The following is a 21,370-nucleotide window of genomic DNA, read 5'->3' on the forward strand; positions in this document are numbered from 1 at the left end:
CACCCGGGCGCCGCACCGCGGCGAGGAGGCCCGATGACGTCACCGACACCCTGGCAGGGCGATGCTCTCGACCTGGACGCCTACCTCGCCCGCATCGGCTACGACGGTGCGCGCGAACCCACGGAAACCGCCCTGCACGCCCTGATCCGCGCGCACACCACCGCCATCCCGTTCGAGAACCTGGAGACCCTGCTCGGCCGCCCGGTACCGCTCGACCCGGAGTCGTTGCAGCGCAAGCTCGTCCGGAGCCCGCGCGGCGGCTGGTGCTACGAGAACGCCGTGCTGTTCGCCGCGGCACTGGAGCGCTTCGGTTTCGACTTCACCGCGCTCGCCGGCCGGGTCACCATGGGCGCGGCTGGCCCGGTGGAGGTGCCGACCAGACCGGCAACGCACGCCTTGCTCGCCGTCCGGGTGCCGGAGTCGGAGCACCCGCTGATCGCCGACGTCGGCTTCGGCGCAGGCCCGCTCGCCGCCTACCCGCTGACCGAGCGCGGCGAACTCGCGCTCGGCGACTGGCGCTTCCGCCTGGAGCGGTTGCCCGAGCTCTGGGTGCTGCACCAGTTCGCCAAAGACGGCTGGGTCGACCGCTACACCTTCACCGAGGCGGCGCAGTACCCGATCGACTACGAGGTGGCGAACCACTTCGTCGCGACCTCGCCGCGCTCGCCCTTCACCCGCCGCGTCTTCGCGCAGCGCTTCCACCCGGAGGTGCACCACATCCTGGACAGCAAGACCTGGACCGCCGAGTACCCGGACGGTCGAGCGGAATCCCGCGAACTCGAGCCGGACGAGCTGCCGAAGGTGCTGGCCGAGGTCTTCGAGATCGAGCTGAACGCCGCGGATTCGGCGCGGCTCGTCGCGACTGTCCGGGACTGAGTGGGCTTCGTCCCGCATACCGGGGCCTTCCGGCGTTACTCTCCCCGCGTGCGCTCTCCTCTCCGCCGACCGCTGGTCGTGCTCGCCGTGCTCGGTCTCGGGCTGGCCGGCTGCTCCGGGCCGTCCCAGCCGGACACCGTGGCCGGTGAGTTCGCCGACGCGCTGCAGCGCGACGACGTCGCCGCCGCGGCCCGGCTGACCACCGACCAGAACGCCGCGATTCCGGTGCTCGAGGGGCTGTACCGGGCACTCGGCACCGAGAACGAGGTCACCGTGCGCTCCGCGGAGGGCAGCGACTTCACCCTCGACGTCACCTGGAGACTCGGCCCGGGCGGCCGAAACCTGTGGCAGTACACCACCTCCGGGCTCGCCGCCGACTCCGACGACGGCTGGCGGGTGAAGTGGAGCCCGGCGACCGTCGCGCCCGGCCTGGACACCGGCCCGCTGGAGTACTCGACGGCCTACGGCGACCCGGTCCCGGTGCTGGACGCCGCCGGCGGCGAGCTGATGACCGAGCAGACCGTCACCCTGGTGAACCTGGCCCCCGACGCCGACACCGCGGGCGTCGCCGCGCTGCTCGGCCCGGCCGCCCCCGGCATCACCGCGCAGACCCTCGACACCGAGCTGGCCGCGGCGCAGGGCCGAGCCGTCACCGCGGTGTCGCTGCGCGCCGCCGACATCGCGCCGATCCAGGACCGGCTGAGCGCGCTGCGCGGCGTCACCCTCGCCCCGCAGACCCGGTTGCTCACCGTGGACCGGGCACTGTCCGGGCCACCCCTGAACGGGCTCGCCGAACTCTGGCAGCAGGAGGCCGACGACGCCGCGGGCTGGTGGATCCAGGCGGAGACCGCGCAGGGCCCCCGCCGGGTCGCGGGCCGCCCGCCGCGCGCCGCCGCCGCCCTCGCGAGCACCCTGGAACCGGCGCTGCACCTGGCGGCGGAGGCCGCGCTCGCCCCGATCCGCACCCCGGCGGCGATCGTCGCGCTGCGGCCCTCCACCGGCTCCGTCGTCGCGGTGGCGCAGAACGCGGCGGCCGACGCGCAGGGCGCGCTCGCGCTCACCGGCCTCTACCCGCCCGGCTCCACCTTCAAGACGGTGACCGCATCGGCCGCGCTGCAGGCGGGCGCCGCCACCCCGGACACCGTGCTGCCCTGCCCGGGCAGCGCGGACATCGAGGGCAGGCGGATCCCCAACGACGACAACTTCGACCTGGGCCGGGTGCCGCTGCACACCGCTTTCGCCCGCTCCTGCAACACCACCATGGCCGCGCTCGCCGTCGGGCTGCCCGCCACCGCGCTCGCCGACGCCGCCGCCCAGCTCGGGCTCGGCATCGACTACGTCACCCCCGGGCTGACCACCGTCACCGGCTCGGTGCCCGCCGCCGAGACCCCGGCGCAGCGGGTGGAGGCGTCGATCGGGCAGGGGCAGGTCACCGCCTCGCCCTTCGGCATGGCGCTGGTCGCCGCCGCGCTCGCGCAGGGCTCGGTGCCTGCCCCCGCGCTCGTGCAGGGCCGCCCCGGCACCCCTGACCGCACCCCGCCCGCGCTGCCCGCCGGGGTCGCCGACGAGGTGCGATCGATGATGCGGGAGACGGTCACCGCGGGCACCGCGACCGCGCTGCGTGACATTCCCGGCCTGCTCGGCAAGACCGGTACCGCCGAGTACGGCGACAACTCCGCGGCGCACGGCTGGTTCGTCGGCATCGACGGGGATCTGGCGTTCGCCGTGTTCGTCGCGGACGCGGGCAGTTCCGAGCCCGCGGTGGCGGCGGCCGGGCGCATGCTCCGGGCAGTGCGATAGCGAAAACGTATGGGAACACGGTATCGTGACCGGCGCGAGATAAACCACCGCTGACGCCGACTCGGGATCACATGCCCGCTACACTTGGCGTCGAACGCGCGGATGTCGAGCCGCGCGCTGTCACGATTTCGAGAAGGTTCGGAGTAGAAGCCATCGATACCGGTCAGTTGATCGCGGAACACTACCGCCTGGTCGAGCGGATTGGTAGCGGCGGCACGGGCGTGGTCTGGCGTGCCCTCGACGAGCGGTTGCAGCGCTCGGTCGCGGTCAAGCAGATCCACATCAAGCCGAGCCTTCCGCAGGCCGACCGGGAAGTGGTCCGCCAGCGCGCATTCCGTGAGGCGCGCAACGCCGCCCGTTTCCAGCACCCGAACGCCATCGTGGTGTTCGACATCACCGAGCACAACGGTGACCCGTGCCTCGTCATGGAGTACCTGAAGTCGCGCAGCCTGGCCGCGGTCATCTCCGCCCAGGGCACGCTGCCGCTGACCCAGGTGGCCAGGATCGGCGAGCAGGTCGCCGCCGCGCTGATCGCGGCGCACCAGGCGGGCATCGTGCACCGCGACGTCAAGCCGGGCAACATCCTGCTCGACGACCACGGCACGGTGAAGATCACCGACTTCGGCATCTCCCGCGCCACCGGTGACGTCACGCTCACCGAGACCGGGCTGATCTGCGGCACCGCCGCCTACCTCGCCCCCGAGGTGGCCCGCGGCGCCGACCCCACCCCCTCCGCGGACGTCTTCGCGCTCGGCGCAACGCTTTTCCACGCGCTGGAGGGCGAGCCGCCCTACGGCGCGAGCGCCAATCCGCTCGCCGTGCTCTACGCGGCGGCCAACGGCCAGGTCAGCGAGCCGCGGAATGCCGGGCCCGCCACCGATTTCCTGCTCCAGCTGCTCGATCCGGATCCGGAGCGGCGGCCGACCATGCGCACCTCCCGCGCCCGGCTGGCCGCGCTCGCCGAGGCCGGTGCCGAGCCGGTGCCCGCCGGGTTCGTGCCCGCCTCCGAGGCGTACGGCGGCCGTGAGCAGCAGCGCGGCGGCGCCGGGGTGCGCACCGCGACCCCGCCTCCGCCGCAACGGCATTCGCGCCCGACCTCGCCGCGCAACGGCGGCCAGGGCGGCCCCGGCAACCCCGGCGGCCAGCGCAACGGCACCGGCTCGCGCGGCCCGGGGCATCCGAAGACGGCGTCCCATCCGCGCACGGCCGCGCACCCGCAGCCCGCGCCGGATGCCGGCTCCGGCTCCGGTAAGCGCACCGCCGTGCTGATCGGCGCCGGGCTCGGCGCGATCGCCGCCGTCGCCGCGGTCCTCTTCACCACCATGGGCGGTGACGACTCCTCCGGGAACCAGGCGCAGGCGAGCACCTCGTCGATCAGCGCCCCCGCGGGCCCCGCCACCAGCTCGGCCGCGCCGGCCGCCATCGGCCAGACGCCGAGCGCCGCCACCGTCGACCTCGGCTCCGCCGCCCAGCTGGTGGTCGACTTCTACAGCAGCCCCGCGAGCAACTGGTCGCTGCTCACCCCGGCCGCGCAGAAGGTCTACGGCTCCGAGTCGGAGTTCCGGCAGTACTGGCGCTCCCGCACCATCGACACCTTCGCCAATATCGACGCCCCGTCCCGGGCCAACAACGACGACGGCTCCATCGACATGCGCGTCGCCAGCCTCACCATCAGCGGGCAGACCGAGGCGGTCACGCTGCGGGTGATCGGCTCCGGCAGCGGCAAGCTGCTGATCGACAGCGACACCCGCTAGGTCCGCGCGCGCCGCCGGGTGACGGCGGCCACTCGGCGCGCCTGCCGCAGGCGGCCAGGGAAAAAGCGCGTGCGCGGGACGGATAGGCTGGTAGCCGGACGCACGCTGCCGATCCGCCCCCTCGAGACAGGACCGCACCCCGAGATGACCACACCCATCGAGCTCGCCCGCGTGGATCTGCGCGGTCGCACTCCCGCCGTGGCCGAGCTGCGCTCCGCGCTGCCGCGCGGGGGAGTCGACGTGGACTCGGTGCTGCCGCGGGTGCGGCCGGTGGTGGAGGCGGTGCGGGATCGCGGCGCCGCCGCCGCGCTGGAGTACGGCGAGCAGTTCGACGGGGTCGCCCCCGCCGCGGTCCGGGTGCCCGCGAAGGCGCTCGCCGAGGCGCTGGCGGGGCTCGATTCGAAGGTCAGGGTCGCGCTGGAGGTCGCGATCGAGCGGACGCGGAGGGTGCACGCGGATCAGCGCCGCACCGACACGGTCACCGAGGTGGTGCCGGGCGGGATCGTCACCGAGCGCTGGGTTCCGGTCGAGCGGGTCGGGCTGTACGTGCCGGGCGGCAACGCCGTCTACCCGTCCAGCGTGGTGATGAACGTGGTGCCCGCACAGGCCGCCGGGGTGGAATCGCTGGTGGTGGCCTCGCCGCCGCAGAAACAGTTCGGCGGCTCGCCGCACCCGACGGTGCTGGCCGCGGCCGCGCTGCTCGGCGTCGACGAGGTGTGGGCGGTCGGCGGCGCGCAGGCCGTCGCGCTGCTCGCCTACGGCGGCACCGACACCGACGGGCAGCCGCTGGCCCCGGTCGACCTGATCACCGGGCCTGGCAACATCTACGTCACCGCCGCCAAGCGGCTCTGCCGCGGGCTGGTCGGGATCGACGCCGAGGCGGGCCCCACCGAGATCGCCATCCTGGCCGACGCCACCGCCGACCCGGTGCACGTGGCCGCCGACCTGATCAGCCAGGCCGAGCACGACGTGCTCGCCGCCAGCGTCCTGGTCACCGACAGCCCGGCGCTGGCCGACGCGGTGGACGCCGCGCTCACCGCGCAGCTGCCGGTGGTCGAGCACGCCGAGCGGGTGCGCACCGCGCTCACCGGCACCCAGTCCGGCACCGTGCTGGTCGACGACATCACCCAGGGGCTGCGCGTGGTGAACGCCTACGCCGCCGAGCACCTGGAGATCCAGACCGCCGACGCCGCCGCCGTCGCCGCCCGGGTGCGCAGCGCGGGCGCGATCTTCGTCGGCGCGTACGCCCCGGTCAGCCTGGGCGACTACTGCGCGGGCTCGAACCACGTGCTGCCCACCGCGGGCTGCGCGCGGCACTCCTCCGGGCTCAGCGTGCAGACCTTCCTGCGCGGCATCCACGTGGTCGAGTACACCGAGGCCGCGCTGAAGGACGTCGCCGGGCACGTCGTCGCGCTGGCCGACGCCGAGCACCTGCCCGCGCACGGCCAGGCCGTGCGGGCCCGCTTCGAGGCGCTGTCGTGACCGTTACCCCGGACGACCAGCGCCTTCACGCCGCCGCGGTCCCCGGCTCGGGCATCGGGCTGGACGACCTGCCGCTGCGGGACAACTTGCGCGGCAAGCAGCCCTACGGCGCCCCGCAGCTCAGCGTCCCGGTGCAGCTCAACACCAACGAGAACCCGCACCCGCCGACCCGCGCGCTGGTCGACGACGTGGCCGAGGCGGTCCGCACCGCCGCCGCCGAGCTGCACCGCTACCCGGACCGCGACGCGGTCGCGCTGCGCACCGATCTCGCCGCGTACCTGACGAAGCAGACCGGCATCGCGGTCGACACCGCCAATGTGTGGGCCGCGAACGGCTCCAACGAGATCCTGCAGCAGCTGCTCCAGGCGTTCGGCGGCCCCGGCCGCACCGCGCTCGGCTTCGTGCCCTCGTACTCGATGCACCCGATCATCTCCGAGGGCATCGACACCGCGTGGATCGAGGCGAAGCGGGCGGGCGACTTCTCGCTCGACGTGGACCACGCGCTCGCCGCCATCGCCGAGCGCCGCCCCGACGTCGTCTTCGTGACCAGCCCGAACAACCCCACCGGGCACAGCGTCCCCGCCCCCGAGCTGGAGCGCATCCTGGCCGCCGCGCCCGGCATCGTCGTGGTCGACGAGGCATACGCCGAGTTCTCCGCGCAGCCGAGCGCCATCGGGCTGATCGACCGGTACCCGGCCAAGCTCGTGGTCAGCCGCACCATGAGCAAGGCCTTCGCCTTCGCGGGCGGCAGGCTCGGCTACCTGGTCGCCGCGCCCGCCGTCGTCGACGCGCTGCTGCTGGTCCGGCTGCCGTACCACCTCTCGGTGGTCACCCAGGCCGCCGCCCGCGCGGCGCTGCGGCACGCCGGAGAAACCCTCGGCAGCGTCGCCGAGCTCGCCGCGCAGCGCGACCGGGTGGCGGCCGAGCTCGCCGCGCTCGGCTTCGACGTGGTGCCGAGCGATGCCAACTTCCTGCTCTTCGGCCGGTTCGCCGACGCACCGGCCACCTGGCGGCGGTACCTGGACCGCGGCGTGCTGATCCGGGACGTCGGCATCCCCGGCCACCTGCGCGCCACCATCGGCCTCGCCGCCGAGAACGACGAATTCCTGCGAGTGAGCGCCGGACTCACCGGCGACCTCGTGCCGCGATGACACCGGAGGGAGCCCGATGAGCAGAACCGCGCGGGTGGAGCGCGTCACCAGGGAATCGAACATCCTGGTCGAGCTCGACCTCGACGGCACCGGCCGCACCGAGATCAGCACCGGCGTGCCGTTCTACGACCACATGCTGACCGCGCTCGGCGCGCACGCGGGCTTCGACCTGACCGTGCGGGCACAGGGCGACATCGACATCGAGGCGCACCACACCGTCGAGGACACCGCCATCGTGCTCGGCCAGGCGCTCGGGCAGGCACTCGGCGACAAGGCCGGGATCCGCCGCTTCGGCGACGCCTGGATCCCCATGGACGAGACGCTCGCGCACGCCGCGGTCGACGTCTCCGGCCGCGCCTACTGCGTGCACACCGGCGAGCCCGAGCACCTGCTGCACGCGGTGATCCCCGGTTCCGGCCCCGGTGCGCCGTACTCGACCGTGCTCAACCGGCACGTCTTCGAATCGCTGGCCTCGCACGCGCGGATCGCGCTGCACGTCCGGGTGCTCTACGGCCGCGACCAGCACCACGTCACCGAGGCGGAGTTCAAGGCGGTGGCCCGCGCGCTGCGCGCCGCCGTCGAGCCGGACCCGCGGATCACCGGGGTCCCCTCCACCAAGGGCGTGCTGTGACCTCCGTCGCGCTGCTGGACTACGGCTCCGGCAACCTGCACTCCGCCGAGCGCGCGCTCGTCCGCGCGGGCGCCGAGGTGACCGTCACCGCCGACCCGGACACCGTGCTCGCCGCCGACGGGCTCGTGGTCCCCGGCGTCGGCGCCTTCGCCGCCTGCATGACCGGGCTGCGCGCGGTGCGCGGCGAGCGGCTGATCGGGCAGCGGCTGGCCGGTGGCCGCCCGGTGCTCGGCATCTGCGTCGGCATGCAGATCCTCTTCGACCGCGGCGTCGAGTTCGGCGTCGAGGCCGACGGCTGCGGCGAGTGGCCGGGCACCGTCGACCGGCTCGAGGCCCCCGTCCTCCCGCACATGGGCTGGAACACCGTCGACGCCCCCTCGGACAGCGTCCTCTTCGACGGCCTCGACCCCGAGACCCGCTTCTACTTCGTGCACTCCTACGCCGCCCGCACCTGGGACCTCCCCCCCGCCGATCACATCGCCGCGCCCCGGCTCACCTGGGCGGACCACGGCGGCCGCTTCCTCGCCGCCGTCGAGAACGGCCCGCTCTCCGCCACCCAGTTCCACCCGGAGAAGTCCGGCGACGCCGGCGCCGCGCTGCTCCGCAACTGGATCCGCGCCCTCTGAATCCCGGTGCCAAACCCCCAGGCCGGGCCGCTCCGCACGCCCGACTAAGCTGCCTCGAGTGAGTCTCGTACTACTGCCCGCGGTCGATGTCGCCAATGGTGAGGCCGTGCGCCTCGTGCAGGGAGAGGCCGGTAGCGAAACGAGCTACGGCTCCCCGAGGGAGGCGGCGCTGGCATGGCAGGAGGCGGGGGCCGAGTGGGTGCACCTGGTCGACCTGGACGCCGCGTTCGGGCGCGGGTCGAATCGCGAGCTGCTGGCCGGGGTCGTCGGTGAGCTGGACGTCAAGGTGGAGCTCTCCGGTGGCATCAGGGACGACGATTCGCTGCGCGCGGCGCTCGCCACCGGGTGCGCGCGGGTGAACCTGGGCACCGCCGCGCTGGAGGATCCGGTCTGGTGCGCCAAGGCCATCGCCGAGTACGGGGAGCGGGTCGCGGTCGGGCTGGACGTGCGGATCGTGGACGGCGAGCACCGGCTGCGCGGCCGCGGTTGGGTGAGCGACGGCGGCGACCTCTGGGAGGTGCTGGAGCGGCTGGAGCGCGACGGCTGCACCCGCTACGTCGTCACCGACGTCACCAAGGACGGCACCCTGACCGGCCCCAACCTGGACCTGCTCCGCGATGTCGCCGGCGCGACCGACGCCCCGGTGATCGCCTCCGGCGGCGTCTCCACCCTGGACGACCTGGTCGCCATCGCCGAGCTGGTCGGCGACGGGGTCGAGGGCGCGATCGTCGGCAAGGCGCTGTACGCGGGGCGCTTCACGCTGCCCGAGGCGCTGGCGGCGGTGCGCTGAGCAGTGGTCTCGACCTCGAAGGCCGCGGCGCGCCAGGCACCTCCGCGCGAACTCGCCGACCCGCGCGAACCCGCGGCCCCGCGCGCGAGTGCGGAGCCCCGTCGATGAGCCCGCGCGAGCAGGCCACCGTGGCCGACGCCGATCTCGGCACGCTGCTCGACACTGCCGCCACCATCCTGGACGAGGTGGCGCCGCGGTTCGTCGAGGGGATCGGCGCGCCGAGCGCGGTCACCAAGGGCCGCAACGACTTCGCGACCGAACTCGACCTGGAACTCGAGCGCACGGTGAGCGCCGCGCTGCGCGAGCGCACCGGCATCGAGGTGCACGGCGAGGAGTACGGCGGGCCGCAGCTCACCTCCGGCGCCGCCTGGGTGCTGGACCCGATCGACGGCACCTTCAACTACTCCGCCGGGCACCCGCTCTCCGGCATGCTGCTCGCCCTGGTCCGGGACGGCGAACCGGTGCTCGGGCTCACCTGGCTGCCGCTGCTGAACCGCCGCTACGCCGCGGCGGCGGGCGGCCCGCTGCTGGTCGACGGCGTCCCGCTGCCCCCGCTGGCGCAGGCCGCGCTCGGCGAATCCATGATCGGCTTCGGCGCCTTCAACGTCGACTCCCGCGGCCGCATCCCCGGACAGTTCCGCTTCGACCTGCTCGGCCCGCTGAGCAGGCTCTCCTCCCGGGTCCGGATGCACGGCTCCACCGGGATCGACCTCGCCTTCACCGCGCACGGCGTACTCGGCGGCGCGATCGTCTTCGGCCACCACCCGTGGGACAACGCGGCGGGCGTCGCGCTGGTCAGGGCCGCGGGCGGGGTGGTCACCGATATCGCGGGCGAGCCGTGGACCATCACCTCCGGCTCGGTGCTCGCCGCCGCGCCCGGCGTGCACGCCGAGCTGCTCGCGATGATCTGCACGGTCGCCGAGGACGGATGAGAAGGGTGCCGACATGACGCTGGCCGTGCGGGTCATCCCGTGCCTGGACGTGGACGCCGGCCGGGTGGTCAAGGGCGTGAACTTCCAGAACCTGCGGGACGCGGGCGACCCGGTCGCGCTCGCCGCGACCTACGACGCGCAGGGCGCCGACGAGCTCACCTTCCTCGACGTCACCGCCTCCACCGGTGACCGCGGCACCATGATCGACGTGGTCACCAGGACCGCCGAGCAGATCTTCATCCCGCTCACCGTCGGCGGCGGCGTGCGCACCGTCGAGGACGTGGACCGGCTGCTGCGGGCAGGCGCGGACAAGGTCTCGGTGAACACCGCCGCCATCGCGCGCCCCGAGGTGCTGCGCGAGATGTCCGAGCGGTTCGGCTCGCAGTGCATCGTGCTCTCGGTGGACGCCCGCACGGTCCCGGACGGGCAGCCGGACACCCCGTCCGGCTGGGAGGTCACCACGCACGGCGGCAAGCGCGGCACCGGGATCGACGCGGTCGAGTGGGCCGAGCGCGGCGCCGAGCTCGGCGTCGGCGAGATCCTGCTCAACTCCATGGACGCGGACGGCACCAAGGCCGGGTTCGACCTGCTGATGATCCGCGCGGTGCGGGCCGCGGTGGCGGTGCCGGTGATCGCCAGCGGCGGGGCGGGCGCGGTCGGGCACTTCGCCCCCGCGGTGCACGCCGGGGCGGACGCGGTGCTCGCGGCCAGCGTCTTCCACTTCGGCGAGCTGACCATCGGGAACGTCAAGGATTCGCTGCGGGACCAGAACATCGTGGTGCGCTGAATAAGAATCACCCCCTGCCGAAGCCGGGGAATTCGATTGCGGCGGAACGCCGTTGCAGCCTGATGTGAGTATCGGAATCGCACTGTCCCCCGTCGCGCTCGGCGCCGCCGCCAATGCCGTCGACGCCGCCGTCTCGCTGGGCCGGGAGGCGGAGGCCGTCGGGCTCGCCTCGCTCTGGCTCGGCCAGACCTTCAGCCACGACGCGATCGCGGTCGCCGGGATCGTCGGCCGCGAGGTGCCCGGCCTCGAGGTCGGCACCTCGGTGGTGCCGATCATCGGCAGGCACCCGCTGCTGGTCGCGAGCCAGGCGCAGACCGCGCAGGCCGCGGCGCGCGGCCGCTTCACGCTCGGCATCGGGCTCGGCGCGGCCGCCATCTCGGGCCCGGCCTACGGGGCTCCGGACGAGCGCCCGATCACCCGGCTGCGCGAGTTCATCACCGCGCTGCGCTCGGTGATCGGCACCGGCGTCGCCGAGCTGCGCGGCGAGACCATCACCGCCGTCACCCCGATGCCGGGCGCGGTGGCAGGCGCGCGCACCGACACCGCGATCCTGGTGGCCGCGATGGGCCCGCAGGCGCTGCGGGTCACCGGCGAACTGGCCGACGGCACGCTGCCCTTCCTGATCGGGCCAGCCGCGCTGGCCGAGCACGTGATCGCGCCGCTGCACGCCGCCGCCGAGCGGGCGGGCAGGCCGCGGCCGCGGGTCGCGATCGCGGTGCCGGGGGTGGTCACCGCCGACCTCGGGGCGGCGCGGGCGGCGGCGGCCGCGCAGACCGCGTTCTACGACACCATCCCCTCCTACCGGCGCACCGTCGAGCTCTCCGGCGCGCGGGCCGCCGCCGAGCTGGTGGTGCTCGGCGACGAGGAGACGGTGGCCGCCCGGATCGCGGAGTACTTCGACGCGGGCGCCACCGACGTGATCTTCACCCAGACCGACCTCACCACCCAGGCCGACCGGCGCCGCACCTGGCGGCTGCTCGGCGAGCTGAACCGGTCCCGTATAAAGACAGCATGAGCCTGGACCCGACGATCGCCGCCCGCCTCAAGCGCAACGAGGCGGGGCTGGTGTCCGCGGTGGCCCAGGAGAAGGCCACCGGGGCGGTGCTCATGGTGGCCTGGATGGACGACGAGGCGCTGGCCCGCACCCTGGCGACGCGCAAGGCCACCTACTACTCGCGCTCCAGGCAGCAGTACTGGGTGAAGGGCGAGACCTCGGGGCACACCCAGTACGTGCACGAGGTGCGGCTGGACTGCGACGGCGACACCGTGCTGCTGGTCGTGGATCAGGAGGGCGCCGCCTGCCACACCGGCACGCACACCTGCTTCGACGGCGACCGGCTGCTCGCCGAGCGCTGACTCAGTCCTGGTTCTCCGGGTCGAGCACGTCGGTGAGGTGCCGGGAGAGCGTGTCGACCACCCGGGCCAGCTCGCGGGTGGTCTCCGAGTCCAGCGCGTCGAAGACCAGCCTGCGCACCGCCTCCAGGTAGCCCGGCGCCACCTCGACCACCTTGACATACCCGGCATCGGTCAGGACGGCCTGCACGCCGCGCTTCCCCGAGGTCGCGGAGCGCTGCACCCAGCCGAGCCGCTCCAGTTTCGAGATCACGTGCGAGAGCCGGGATAACGACGCATTTGCCTTGTGCGCCAGCTCGCTCATCTGCAGCCGGTGCCCGGGTTCCTCGGAGAGCAGGGTCAGCACCCAGTACTCGAAATGCGTGATCCCGAATTCGCGCTGCAGCCGGGTGTCGAGCGCACCGGGCAGCCGGGTGGTCACGGTGACCATCGCGCGCCAGGCGCGCTCTTCGACCGGGTCGAGCCATTTCGTCACTGTCTGCCTACTTTCGGAGCCAAGTGACGTGGGGCGAAATTCAGCCGGGCTGATTAGGCGCGGAATTCACTGCAACGTGTATTCACAGTCACTCGCGTGAGCGAGTTTGCCACGGTGATGCTCGAGCGTCATGAAGATGCTCGGTTCCGTGAAAACACTCACAAACCGCCGGAATCGGTCGCCGGCTTTCCGGCGGCCGGTTCGACCACCCGTCCGGCGCCCCTGCGACGGCGGATGCCGCGCCGGGCCAGCAGCGCGGCGACGGCGGCGAAGAGCACCGCGGCGAGGATCGCGCCGGTCAGGGCGGCGCCGCGGAAGGCGGGGGCGTCGACGTCGAGGATGCGCTCGCCCGCGTGCGCGGCGTCGCTGGTGCCGAGTACGACGGTGAGCGTGAGCAGGTTCGGGATCGCGGCCAGCAGCGCGAGCAGCGCGGCCGCGCCCGCCAGGAAGCGTCCGCCCCTGCGCCGCCAGCCGAGCCCGGCGGCGAGCAGCAGGAAGAGCGTGAGCGCGGTGCCGACGCCGCCGTAGAGCAGACCCCAGCCGATGCCCTTGGCGAAGCTGCCGTCCACCGCGGCGGCCAGGCGCTGGGCCCACCAGCGCGGCAGGAACGCGGCCAGGATCAGGTAGGCGACGACCAGCACCGCGAGCAGCGCCACCGCCGCGATCGCGCGGTTGCGCCACACCACCGCGGCGGGCTTGCGCCGATCGACCGGGACCTCGCTCGCTGTCATGGATCCAGGGTAGGCCGGTGTGCCCGCCGGACGGGCGCGGCCGGGCCCTTCCCCCTACTTCGCGCGGTCGCGCAGGAACCGCAGCGCGTCGTCGGCGTGCACGTTGGCGCGCAGCTCGCCGGTGATCACGGAGAGCACGGTGCGGTCGGTGTCGATCACGAAGGTCTGCCGCTTCACCGGGGCCAGCTTCCCGAGCAGCCCGCGCTTGACGCCGAACTCCTTCGCCACCGCGCCGTCGGCGTCGGAGAGCAGCGGGTAGCGGAGGCTCTGCTTACCCGCGAAGCCGGACTGCGTCTCCACCGAATCGGTGCTGATCCCGGCGCAGCTCGCGCCGAGCGCGGCGAACTCGCCGACCAGGTCGCGGAAGTGGCACGCCTCCGCGGTGCACACCGGGGTGTTGGCGGCGGGGTAGAAGAACAACACCAGCGGTCCGTCGGCGAGCAGCGCGTCGAGCGAACGGGGTGTACCGGACTGATCGGGGAGCTCGAACCGCGGAGCGAGCTGGCCTGTCTGCATGAACCCCGACCCTACCTGCCGTGCGGCCGGTCGGGCCCGGGCGCGCGGGGGCCCGATATTCGCTCGCGGCCACCTGGGATGATGGCCCGATGCACGCCGCGTCGACCCCAGCCACCACGTCCCGCGAACGCTTCCACCAGCTGGCCGCGGAGCACCGCGTGGTCCCGGTGACCCGGAAGGTGCTCGCGGATTCCGAGACCCCGCTCTCGGCCTACCGCAAGCTGGCCGCGAGCAGGCCGGGCACCTTCCTCTTCGAGTCGGCGGAGAACGGGCGCTCCTGGTCGCGCTGGTCGTTCATCGGCGCGGGCAGCCCGTCGGCGCTCACCGTCGCCGACGGCGAGGCCGCGTGGCTCGGCGCCACGCCCGCCGACGCCCCGGTCGGCGGCGACCCGCTGACCGCGCTGCACGACACCCTCGAACTGCTGCGCACCGAGCGGATCCCCGGGCTGCCCCCGCTCACCGGCGGCATGGTCGGCTACCTCGGCTACGACGCGGTGCGCCGGATGGAGCGGCTGCCGACGCTCGCCGCCGACGACCTGCACCTGCCCGAGATGGTGCTGATGCTCGCCACCGACCTGGCCGCCTTCGACCATCACGAGGGTGCCATCACGCTGATCGCCAACGCGGTGAACTGGAACGGCACCGCCGACCGGGTGGACGAGGCCTACGACGACGCCGTCGCCAGGCTGGACCGGATGACCGCCGCGCTCGCCGCCCCCGCCGCCTCGACGGTCTCGGTCTTCGACCAGCCCGAGCCGGACTACCGCCGGGCGCGCAGCAGCGACGAGTTCGGCGCCGACGTGCGCAGGCTGATCGGTGAGATCGAGGCGGGCGAGGCGTTCCAGGTGGTGATCTCGCAGCGCTTCGAGATGGACTTCGACGGCGAGCCGATCGATCTCTACCGGATGCTGCGCGCCGCCAACCCGAGCCCGTACATGTACCTGCTGCAGATCCCGGACAGCGCGGGCGGCACCGCCTTCTCCATCGTCGGCTCCAGCCCGGAATCGCTGGTCACCGTGGTGGACGGGGTGGCGACGACGCACCCGATCGCGGGCACCAGGTGGCGCGGGGCCACCGAGGAGGACGACCTGCTGCTGGAGAAGGGGCTGCTGGCGGACGAGAAGGAGAACGCCGAGCACCTCATGCTCGTCGACCTGGGCCGCAACGACCTGGGGCGGGTGTGCAGGCCGGGGACGGTGCGGGTCACCGAGTATCGGCACATCGAGCGGTACAGCCACGTCATGCACCTGGTCTCCACGGTCTCCGGGCAGCTCGCGGCCGGGAAGGTCGCGCTGGACGCGGTGCGCGCCTGCTTCCCGGCGGGCACGCTCTCCGGGGCGCCCAAGGTGCGGGCCATGCAGCTCATCGAGGAGCTGGAGCCGACCCGGCGCGGGATCTACGGCGGCGTCGTCGGGTACCTGGACTTCGCCGGCGACGCCGACACCGCCATCGCCATCCGGACCGCGCTGGTCAAGGACGGGATCGCCTACGTGCAGGCGGGGGCGGGGGTGGTCGCCGACTCGGTGCCGGAGTACGAGGACGACGAGGCGCGGAACAAGGCGATGGCGGTGTTGCGCGCGGTCGCCGCCGCGCGGACGGTGCGGCCGTTCGGGGCCGAGGCCCCGGTGCGCGAAGGCGCGCTGTGAGCGGGGGAGAGCCGGGTGCGCGGCGGTATCCGGTGGGGCCGGTGGTCCTGCTCGCCGTGGCGGCCGGGCTCATGTGGGTGGCCTCGCGGATGACCTGGGTGACCGTGACCTCGTCGGACGGGCTCACCGAGCCGCGCACCGACGAGCTGAACGGCGGCACCTGGTTCGGTGCGCTCACCCCGCTGGCGCTGGTGCTGCTCGCCGCCATCGCGGCGGTCTTCGCGACGCGCGGGTGGCTGCGGCGGTTCCTCGGGGTGCTGGTCACCCTGGTCGCCGCGGTCACCGCGGTGCCGCCGTTCGCGCTGCTCACCGGCTCCGGCGACCCGGGGCAGCGCGGGGCAACGCTGGCCGAGCTGCCCGGGCGGGCCGTGGTCACCGGCGCGCAGACCGCCGTCCTCCCGGCGCTGATCGCCGTCGCCGCCGCGCTCGCCGCCTTCACCGCGGGGGTGCTGCTCGCCCGCATGCCACGCGAGTCCGCCGAGCTCTCCGGGCGCTACGACGCCCCCGCCGTCCGCCGCGCCGCGGCCGGGGCCGAACTCGACAAGGCCCGATCGGGCGCGGACGCCGACCTCTCCGAGCGCGTCCTCTGGGACGCCATCGACGCGGGCGACGACCCCACCGCCGACCCGGGAACGGCGGGTACCACGGGTGACCGGCCTCGCAGCGCGGGCGCGGAGTGACGCGGCGCGCAGTCCTGCCCCACGGCTCCGCGCGCACCCCGGGTGCGCAGGTCCGGCCCGGTGGGAGCGGTGCCGGGGGAGGCAACCCCCGACCCGGCTCGGACTCCCGGTTCCCGGGCATTTATTCTTGGTCGGCATCGGTGAGACAGCGCCTGGAGGGATTTTCAGGCAGCAAGTCCGTCTCCCCAGAAAGGATTCGAGCCAGATGACGGTACTCGACTCGATTCTCGACGGGGTCCGTGCAGACGTGGCCGCCCGCGAAGCGGTCACGGATTTCGCCGCGATCAAGGCGGCGGGAGCCGCGGCACGCCCCGCCCTGGACGCCAGGGCAGCGCTGCTCGAGGACGGTATCGGAGTGATCGCGGAAGTCAAGCGCGCCAGCCCGTCCAAGGGCTCGCTGGCGACGATCACCGACCCGGCCGCGCTCGCCAAGGCCTACGAGGACGGCGGCGCGCGGGTGATCAGCGTGCTCACCGAGGAGCGCCGCTTCCACGGCTCGCTGGACGACCTGGACGCCGTCCGCGCCGCCGTCTCCATCCCGGTGCTGCGCAAGGACTTCGTCGTCGGCCCGTACCAGATCCACGAGGCGCGGGCGCACGGCGCCGACGTCATCCTGCTGATCGTGGCCGCGCTGCCGCAGGACGTGCTCTCCTCGCTCATCGACCGCACCGAATCGCTCGGCATGACCGCGCTGGTCGAGGTGCACACCGAGGAGGAGGCGGACCGGGCGCTGGAGGCGGGCGCCTCGGTGATCGGGGTGAACGCCCGCAACCTCAAGACGCTCGAGGTGGACCGCGACGTCTTCTCCCGGATCGCGCCGGGGCTGCCGACCGAGGTCATCCGGATCGCCGAGTCCGGCGTCCGCGGCACCGCCGACCTGCTCGCCTACGCGGGTGCGGGCGCGGACGCCGTCCTGGTCGGCGAGGGGCTGGTGACCAGCGGCGACCCGCGGGCCGCGGTGCTCAAGCTGGTCACCGCCGGCACCCACCCGTCCTGCCCGAAGCCGGCCAGGCGGGGCCGGTGACGGCCGGTCTGCCCCAGGCCAGCGCCGGCGTCGCCGAACACAGCGCGCACGAGCCGGACGCGGGCGGCCACTTCGGCGTCTACGGCGGCAGGCACGTGCCGGAGGCGCTGATGGCGGTGATCGAGGAGGTCACCGCCGAGTACGAGAAGTGCCGCGCCGACCGCACCTTCCTGGACGAGCTGGACCGGCTGCAGCGCGATTACACCGGGCGGCCGTCGCCGGTCTTCGAGTGCACCCGGCTCGCCGAGCACGCGGGCGGCGCCCGCATCCTGCTCAAGCGCGAGGACCTGAACCACACCGGCTCGCACAAGATCAACAACGTGCTCGGGCAGGTGCTGCTCGCCCAGCGCATGGGCAAGAAGCGGGTGATCGCCGAGACCGGCGCCGGCCAGCACGGCGTCGCCACCGCCACCGCCTGCGCGCTGCTCGGCCTGGAGTGCGTGATCTACATGGGCGCGGTCGACACCGCGCGGCAGGCGCTGAACGTCGCCAGGATGCGGCTGCTCGGCGCGGGCGTGGTCTCGGTGGAGACCGGCTCCCGCACGCTCAAAGACGCCATCAACGAGGCGCTGCGCGACTGGGTCTCGCACGCCGACGACACCTACTACTGCTTCGGCACCGCCGCGGGCCCGCACCCGTTCCCGCTGCTGGTCCGCGATTTCCAGCGGATCGTCGGGCTGGAGGCGCGCGCGCAGGTGCAGGCGCTCACCGGCAGGCTGCCGGACGCGGTGGCGGCCTGCGTCGGCGGCGGCTCCAACGCCATCGGCATCTTCCACCCGTTCCTCGACGACGCCGGGGTCCGGCTGGTCGGCTACGAAGCCGCGGGCGACGGCGTCGAGACCGGGCGGCACGCGGCCACCTTCACCGGCGGCACCCCCGGCGCCTTCCAGGGCGCCTACTCGTACCTGCTGCAGGACGAGGACGGCCAGACCATCGAGTCGCACTCGATCTCCGCCGGGCTCGACTACCCCGGCGTCGGCCCCGAGCACGCCTACCTCAAGGACATCGGCCGCGCCGAGTACCAGCCGGTCACCGACGCCGAGGCGATGGACGCCCTGCTGCTGCTCAGCCGCACCGAGGGGATCATCCCGGCGATCGAGTCGGCGCACGCCGTCGCCGGTGCGCTGCGGCTCGGCAGGGAGCTGGGGCCGGGCGCGATCATCCTGGTGAACCTCTCCGGTCGCGGAGACAAGGACATGGACACCGCCGCCCGCTGGTTCGGGCTCTTCGACGAGGGGCAGGAAGCGTGACTTCGCGTCTCGCGGCCACGTTCGCGGCCGCCCGCGGCGAGGGCAGGGCCGCGCTGATCGGCTACCTGCCCGCCGGGTACCCGGACCTGGACGGGTCGATCGCGGCCTGCCGCGCGCTGGTCGAGGCCGGGTGCGACATCGTCGAGGTCGGGGTCGCGTACTCCGATCCGGTGATGGACGGGCCGACCATCCAGGTCGCCGCCGAGCAGGCGCTGCGCAACGGGGTGCGGGTGCGCGACGTGTTCCGGGTGGTCGAGGCGATCACCGGGGCCGGCGGCCAGGCCGTGGTCATGAGCTACTGGAATCCGGTGCTGCGCTACGGGATCGACGCCTTCTCGCGCGATCTCGCGGCGGCGGGCGGGTCCGGGATCATCACGCCGAACCTCATCCCGGACGAGGCGGGGGAGTGGATCGCCGCCGCCGACGCGCACGGGCTGGATCGGATCTTCCTGGTCGCGCCGTCCTCCACCGAGGAGCGGCTGGTCATGACGCTGGAGGCGAGCAGCGGGTTCGTCTACGCCGCGTCGACCATGGGCGTGACCGGTGCCCGGGATGCCGTCTCCTCGGCGGCGCCGGAGTTGTGCGCGCGGATCCGGGCGCACAGTGACATTCCGATCGGGGTCGGGCTCGGGGTGCGCTCCGGGGCGCAGGCCGCGGAGATCGCCGCCTACGCCGACGGTGTCATCGTCGGGTCGGCGCTGGTCACCGCCGCGGGTGAAAGTCTGGAGGCGGTGCGTGCCCTGACCGCCGAGCTCGCCGAAGGTGTTCGCTCCGCGACGGTCACTTCCTGAGCGCAGCTCCGCCGGAGGTGCGCCCTTCGCCCCTGCCCGGGCGGTCGGCCCGGCGGCTCGGATACGGTGGCGTCCGTGACCTCACGAGTCCTGGCAGACAGTCTTTCCGGCGCCGCCGACGTGCTGGCCTACATTCCGAGTCCCGCGCAGGGTGTCTGGCAGCTGGGGCCGTTCCCGTTGCGCGCCTATGCCCTCTGCATCATCGCGGGCATCATCGTCGCCATCTGGTGGGGTGAGCGGCGCTGGCGGGAGCGCGGCGGGCAGCCGGGGGCGGTGCTCGACGTCGCCATGTTCGCGGTGCCGTTCGGGCTGATCGGCGGCAGGCTCTACCACGTCGCCACCGACTGGCAGAAGTACTTCGGGCCGGACGGGAACGCGGTCGACGCGCTCAAGATCTACCAGGGCGGGCTCGGCATCTGGGGCGCGGTCGCGCTCGGCGCCGTCGGCGCCTGGATCGGCTGCCGGATCTACAAGATCCCGCTGCCCGCCCTCGGTGACGCCGTCGCCCCCGGCATTCTGCTCGCGCAGGCCATCGGCAGGCTCGGCAACTGGTTCAACCAGGAGCTGTACGGCCGGGAGACCGAGGTGCCGTGGGGGCTGGAGATCTACCGCCGGGTCGGCGACGACGGCAGGCTGGACATGATGGGCGGGGTCTCCACCGGCGTGGTGGACAAGGTCGTGCACCCGACCTTCCTCTACGAACTGCTCTGGAACGTGCTCATCGTGCTCGCCCTGGTCTGGGTGGACCGGCGCTACCGGATCGGGCACGGGCGGCTCTTCGCGCTCTACGTCGCCGGGTACAGCTTCGGCCGCTTCTTCGTCGAGCTCATGCGCGACGACGAGGCGACGCACATCGCCGGGATCCGGATCAACTCGTTCACCGCGGCGGTCGTGTTCCTGCTCGCCATCGCGTACTTCGTCTTCGCCACCAAGGGGCGGGAGCGGGCGGAGCAGCTGCAGCCGGCCACCGGGCGGCCGTGGCCGTGGCAGTTCGGCGCGTTGCGCACCTACGGTGCGGCGGAGGCTGTTCCGGGCGACCCGGACGGGGTCGACGCATCGGCGGATGCGAAGGACGAGGGTGAGCAAGCGGAGGCGAAGGCGGCGAATGCCGCGAACGCGAAGGACGAGGGTGCTTCCGTCGACGTGAAGAATGCGACCGCCGCGACGGGGGAGAAGCCCGAACCGCCTGCCGCGGGTGCGGCGGAGACGCCGGAGACCGAGACTTCGCCCGGGGCGAAGGCCACCGAAACCACTCCCGATCCGGATCTGGCGAAGACGTCAGAGGATTCCGGCAACGCCGACGCGGGTGCCGGCGATAACGGAACCGAGAGCGAAGCGGGGTCCACCGCGACGAAACCGAGTGGTTCACGCCAGAATGACTCGTGACCGTCGCGGCTCCTCGCCGCTCGGATCAGCACACGGGGCCTGAGCAAGGCGCCCGCACGACGGAGGAGGACGTGTGACCGACCCCTATCAGAACAACCCGGGTGGCCCCCAGTACGGGCCGCCCGGCACCGGCCCTGACCTGAACAAGTCCGGCGAGCAGCCGCAGCAGCCGTACGCCCAGTCCGACCCGTACGCCCAGCAGCCGCAGTACGGCCAGCCCCAGCAGCAGTACGGCCAGCCGCCGCAGCAGTACGGGCAGCCGCAGTACGGCCAGCCCGGCGACCCGTACGCGAACCAGGGCGCCTACCCGGCCCCGCCGCCCCAGGGGTACAACCCGAACGACCCGGAGGCCCCGTACGGCCGCGACATCTACGGCGCCCCGTTCTCCGACAAGCAGAAGCTGGTCGCCGGTCTGCTGCAGATCTTCGTCGGCACCTTCGGGGTCGGCCGGTTCTACCTCGGCTACACCACGATCGGTGTGCTCCAGCTCGTTGTCAGCATCGTGACCTGCGGCATCGGTGCGATCTGGCCGCTGATCGACGGAATCATGATCCTGATGGGCAAGGTGCCCGACGTCCAGGGCCGCCCGCTGCGGGACTGACTCCGCGCCGCCCCGAGACGTCACCGCCTCCCGCGGTGGCGTCTCGGTCCGTTCCCGGCGGGGGAGCGATAGGCTGAGCCTCTCCGTC

At 73.4% G+C, this 21,370-nt stretch carries 22 protein-coding genes; 19 read left to right on the forward strand and 3 right to left on the reverse strand.

Translation table 11 applies throughout. The annotated features are described in order from the left end of the window. Nucleotides 1–33 precede the first annotated feature (33 nt). From LTT61_RS27075 to hisI, 12 genes are all read left to right on the forward strand, one after another. Nucleotides 34–876 (forward strand): arylamine N-acetyltransferase family protein, encoded by an 843-nt coding sequence (locus tag LTT61_RS27075; RefSeq protein ID WP_233016834.1) that lies wholly within the window; start codon nt 34–36, stop codon nt 874–876. 48 nt (nt 877–924) lie between these two features. Then, nucleotides 925–2,676 (forward strand): penicillin-binding transpeptidase domain-containing protein, encoded by a 1,752-nt coding sequence (locus LTT61_RS27080; RefSeq protein ID WP_233016835.1) that lies wholly within the window; start codon nt 925–927, stop codon nt 2,674–2,676. A gap of 167 nt (nt 2,677–2,843) precedes the next feature. Then, nucleotides 2,844–4,430 (forward strand): serine/threonine-protein kinase, encoded by a 1,587-nt coding sequence (locus LTT61_RS27085; protein ID WP_233016836.1) that lies wholly within the window; start codon nt 2,844–2,846, stop codon nt 4,428–4,430. 144 nt (nt 4,431–4,574) lie between these two features. Further along, on the forward strand, nt 4,575–5,912 hold the full coding sequence (gene hisD / locus LTT61_RS27090) for a histidinol dehydrogenase (RefSeq protein ID WP_233016837.1): 1,338 nt from the start codon (nt 4,575–4,577) through the stop codon (nt 5,910–5,912). Next, entirely contained in the window at nt 5,909–7,063 is a 1,155-nt protein-coding gene (locus LTT61_RS27095) for a histidinol-phosphate transaminase (protein WP_233016838.1), read from the forward strand. The genes hisD and LTT61_RS27095 overlap by 4 nt, the downstream gene beginning before the upstream one ends. 16 nt (nt 7,064–7,079) lie before the next feature. Then, nucleotides 7,080–7,694, forward strand: a complete 615-nt coding sequence (gene hisB / locus LTT61_RS27100; protein WP_233016839.1) for an imidazoleglycerol-phosphate dehydratase HisB — start codon at nt 7,080–7,082, stop codon at nt 7,692–7,694. Next, nucleotides 7,691–8,320 carry an imidazole glycerol phosphate synthase subunit HisH gene (hisH, locus tag LTT61_RS27105; RefSeq protein WP_233016840.1) on the forward strand — a complete coding sequence of 210 codons (630 nt, stop codon included), beginning with the start codon at nt 7,691–7,693 and terminating at the stop codon, nt 8,318–8,320. Before hisB ends, hisH begins: the two co-directional genes overlap by 4 nt. 58 nt (nt 8,321–8,378) lie before the next feature. Beyond that, nucleotides 8,379–9,110, forward strand: coding sequence for a bifunctional 1-(5-phosphoribosyl)-5-((5-phosphoribosylamino)methylideneamino)imidazole-4-carboxamide isomerase/phosphoribosylanthranilate isomerase PriA (gene priA / locus LTT61_RS27110; RefSeq protein ID WP_233016841.1), 732 nt, complete (start codon nt 8,379–8,381; stop codon nt 9,108–9,110). Between the two features lie 104 nt (nt 9,111–9,214). Continuing rightward, a complete protein-coding gene (locus tag LTT61_RS27115) occupies nt 9,215–10,042 on the forward strand; it encodes an inositol monophosphatase family protein (RefSeq protein WP_233016842.1) in 828 nt (275 codons plus the stop codon). A gap of 13 nt (nt 10,043–10,055) precedes the next feature. Next, nucleotides 10,056–10,829 (forward strand): imidazole glycerol phosphate synthase subunit HisF, encoded by a 774-nt coding sequence (hisF, locus tag LTT61_RS27120; RefSeq protein ID WP_233016843.1) that lies wholly within the window; start codon nt 10,056–10,058, stop codon nt 10,827–10,829. A 64-nt stretch (nt 10,830–10,893) separates the two neighbouring features. Further along, on the forward strand, nt 10,894–11,844 hold the full coding sequence (locus tag LTT61_RS27125) for a TIGR03564 family F420-dependent LLM class oxidoreductase (protein ID WP_233016844.1): 951 nt from the start codon (nt 10,894–10,896) through the stop codon (nt 11,842–11,844). Then, nucleotides 11,841–12,185 (forward strand): phosphoribosyl-AMP cyclohydrolase, encoded by a 345-nt coding sequence (hisI, locus tag LTT61_RS27130; protein WP_233016845.1) that lies wholly within the window; start codon nt 11,841–11,843, stop codon nt 12,183–12,185. The genes LTT61_RS27125 and hisI overlap by 4 nt, the downstream gene beginning before the upstream one ends. A 1-nt stretch (nt 12,186) precedes the next feature. Here hisI and LTT61_RS27135 read toward each other — a convergent pair whose 3' ends face one another. The 3 genes from LTT61_RS27135 to LTT61_RS27145 all read right to left on the reverse strand — a co-directional run bounded on the left by LTT61_RS27135 (nt 12,187) and on the right by LTT61_RS27145 (nt 13,904). After that, nucleotides 12,187–12,612: a MarR family winged helix-turn-helix transcriptional regulator gene (locus LTT61_RS27135; protein ID WP_420094833.1), complete on the reverse strand. Its 426-nt coding sequence runs from the start codon at nt 12,610–12,612 to the stop codon at nt 12,187–12,189. A 203-nt stretch (nt 12,613–12,815) separates the two neighbouring features. Then, nucleotides 12,816–13,388, reverse strand: coding sequence for a permease (locus tag LTT61_RS27140; protein ID WP_233016847.1), 573 nt, complete (start codon nt 13,386–13,388; stop codon nt 12,816–12,818). A gap of 54 nt (nt 13,389–13,442) precedes the next feature. Then, nucleotides 13,443–13,904, reverse strand: coding sequence for a peroxiredoxin (locus LTT61_RS27145; protein ID WP_233016848.1), 462 nt, complete (start codon nt 13,902–13,904; stop codon nt 13,443–13,445). A gap of 89 nt (nt 13,905–13,993) precedes the next feature. Between LTT61_RS27145 and LTT61_RS27150 the strand changes: the two genes are divergently transcribed. The 7 genes from LTT61_RS27150 (at nt 13,994) to LTT61_RS27180 (ending at nt 21,282) form a co-directional block, all read left to right on the forward strand. Next, entirely contained in the window at nt 13,994–15,550 is a 1,557-nt protein-coding gene (locus LTT61_RS27150; protein ID WP_233016849.1) for an anthranilate synthase component I, read from the forward strand. After that, entirely contained in the window at nt 15,547–16,230 is a 684-nt protein-coding gene (locus tag LTT61_RS27155; RefSeq protein WP_233016850.1) for a TIGR02234 family membrane protein, read from the forward strand. The genes LTT61_RS27150 and LTT61_RS27155 overlap by 4 nt, the downstream gene beginning before the upstream one ends. A 205-nt stretch (nt 16,231–16,435) precedes the next feature. Next, nucleotides 16,436–17,254 carry an indole-3-glycerol phosphate synthase TrpC gene (gene trpC / locus LTT61_RS27160; RefSeq protein ID WP_233016851.1) on the forward strand — a complete coding sequence of 273 codons (819 nt, stop codon included), beginning with the start codon at nt 16,436–16,438 and terminating at the stop codon, nt 17,252–17,254. Next, a complete protein-coding gene (gene trpB / locus LTT61_RS27165; protein ID WP_233016852.1) occupies nt 17,251–18,504 on the forward strand; it encodes a tryptophan synthase subunit beta in 1,254 nt (417 codons plus the stop codon). Before trpC ends, trpB begins: the two co-directional genes overlap by 4 nt. Further along, nucleotides 18,468–19,295, forward strand: a complete 828-nt coding sequence (trpA, locus tag LTT61_RS27170) for a tryptophan synthase subunit alpha (RefSeq protein WP_420094834.1) — start codon at nt 18,468–18,470, stop codon at nt 19,293–19,295. The genes trpB and trpA overlap by 37 nt, the downstream gene beginning before the upstream one ends. A gap of 90 nt (nt 19,296–19,385) precedes the next feature. Next, nucleotides 19,386–20,681 (forward strand): prolipoprotein diacylglyceryl transferase, encoded by a 1,296-nt coding sequence (lgt, locus tag LTT61_RS27175; protein WP_420094835.1) that lies wholly within the window; start codon nt 19,386–19,388, stop codon nt 20,679–20,681. 73 nt (nt 20,682–20,754) lie between these two features. Continuing rightward, nucleotides 20,755–21,282 carry a TM2 domain-containing protein gene (locus LTT61_RS27180; RefSeq protein WP_233016854.1) on the forward strand — a complete coding sequence of 176 codons (528 nt, stop codon included), beginning with the start codon at nt 20,755–20,757 and terminating at the stop codon, nt 21,280–21,282. Nucleotides 21,283–21,370: the final 88 nt, after the last annotated feature.

This window comes from Nocardia asteroides, from assembly GCF_021183625.1.
GTDB classification, from domain to species: Bacteria; Actinomycetota; Actinomycetes; order Mycobacteriales; family Mycobacteriaceae; genus Nocardia; species Nocardia asteroides_A.

What these genes read in the sequence shown, in the direction of transcription:
- LTT61_RS27075 (WP_233016834.1), top strand. Translation starts at nt 34, where the DNA reads ATGACGTCACCGACACCCTGGCAGGGCGATGCTCTCGACCTGGACGCC.
- hisD (WP_233016837.1), top strand. Translation starts at nt 4,575, where the DNA reads ATGACCACACCCATCGAGCTCGCCCGCGTGGATCTGCGCGGTCGCACT.
- hisB (WP_233016839.1), top strand. Translation starts at nt 7,080, where the DNA reads ATGAGCAGAACCGCGCGGGTGGAGCGCGTCACCAGGGAATCGAACATC.
- LTT61_RS27115 (WP_233016842.1), top strand. Translation starts at nt 9,215, where the DNA reads ATGAGCCCGCGCGAGCAGGCCACCGTGGCCGACGCCGATCTCGGCACG.
- hisF (WP_233016843.1), top strand. Translation starts at nt 10,056, where the DNA reads ATGACGCTGGCCGTGCGGGTCATCCCGTGCCTGGACGTGGACGCCGGC.
- hisI (WP_233016845.1), top strand. Translation starts at nt 11,841, where the DNA reads ATGAGCCTGGACCCGACGATCGCCGCCCGCCTCAAGCGCAACGAGGCG.
- LTT61_RS27135 (WP_420094833.1), bottom strand. Translation starts at nt 12,612, where the DNA reads ATGGTCACCGTGACCACCCGGCTGCCCGGTGCGCTCGACACCCGGCTG.
- LTT61_RS27140 (WP_233016847.1), bottom strand. Translation starts at nt 13,388, where the DNA reads ATGACAGCGAGCGAGGTCCCGGTCGATCGGCGCAAGCCCGCCGCGGTG.
- LTT61_RS27145 (WP_233016848.1), bottom strand. Translation starts at nt 13,904, where the DNA reads ATGCAGACAGGCCAGCTCGCTCCGCGGTTCGAGCTCCCCGATCAGTCC.
- LTT61_RS27150 (WP_233016849.1), top strand. Translation starts at nt 13,994, where the DNA reads ATGCACGCCGCGTCGACCCCAGCCACCACGTCCCGCGAACGCTTCCAC.
- trpC (WP_233016851.1), top strand. Translation starts at nt 16,436, where the DNA reads ATGACGGTACTCGACTCGATTCTCGACGGGGTCCGTGCAGACGTGGCC.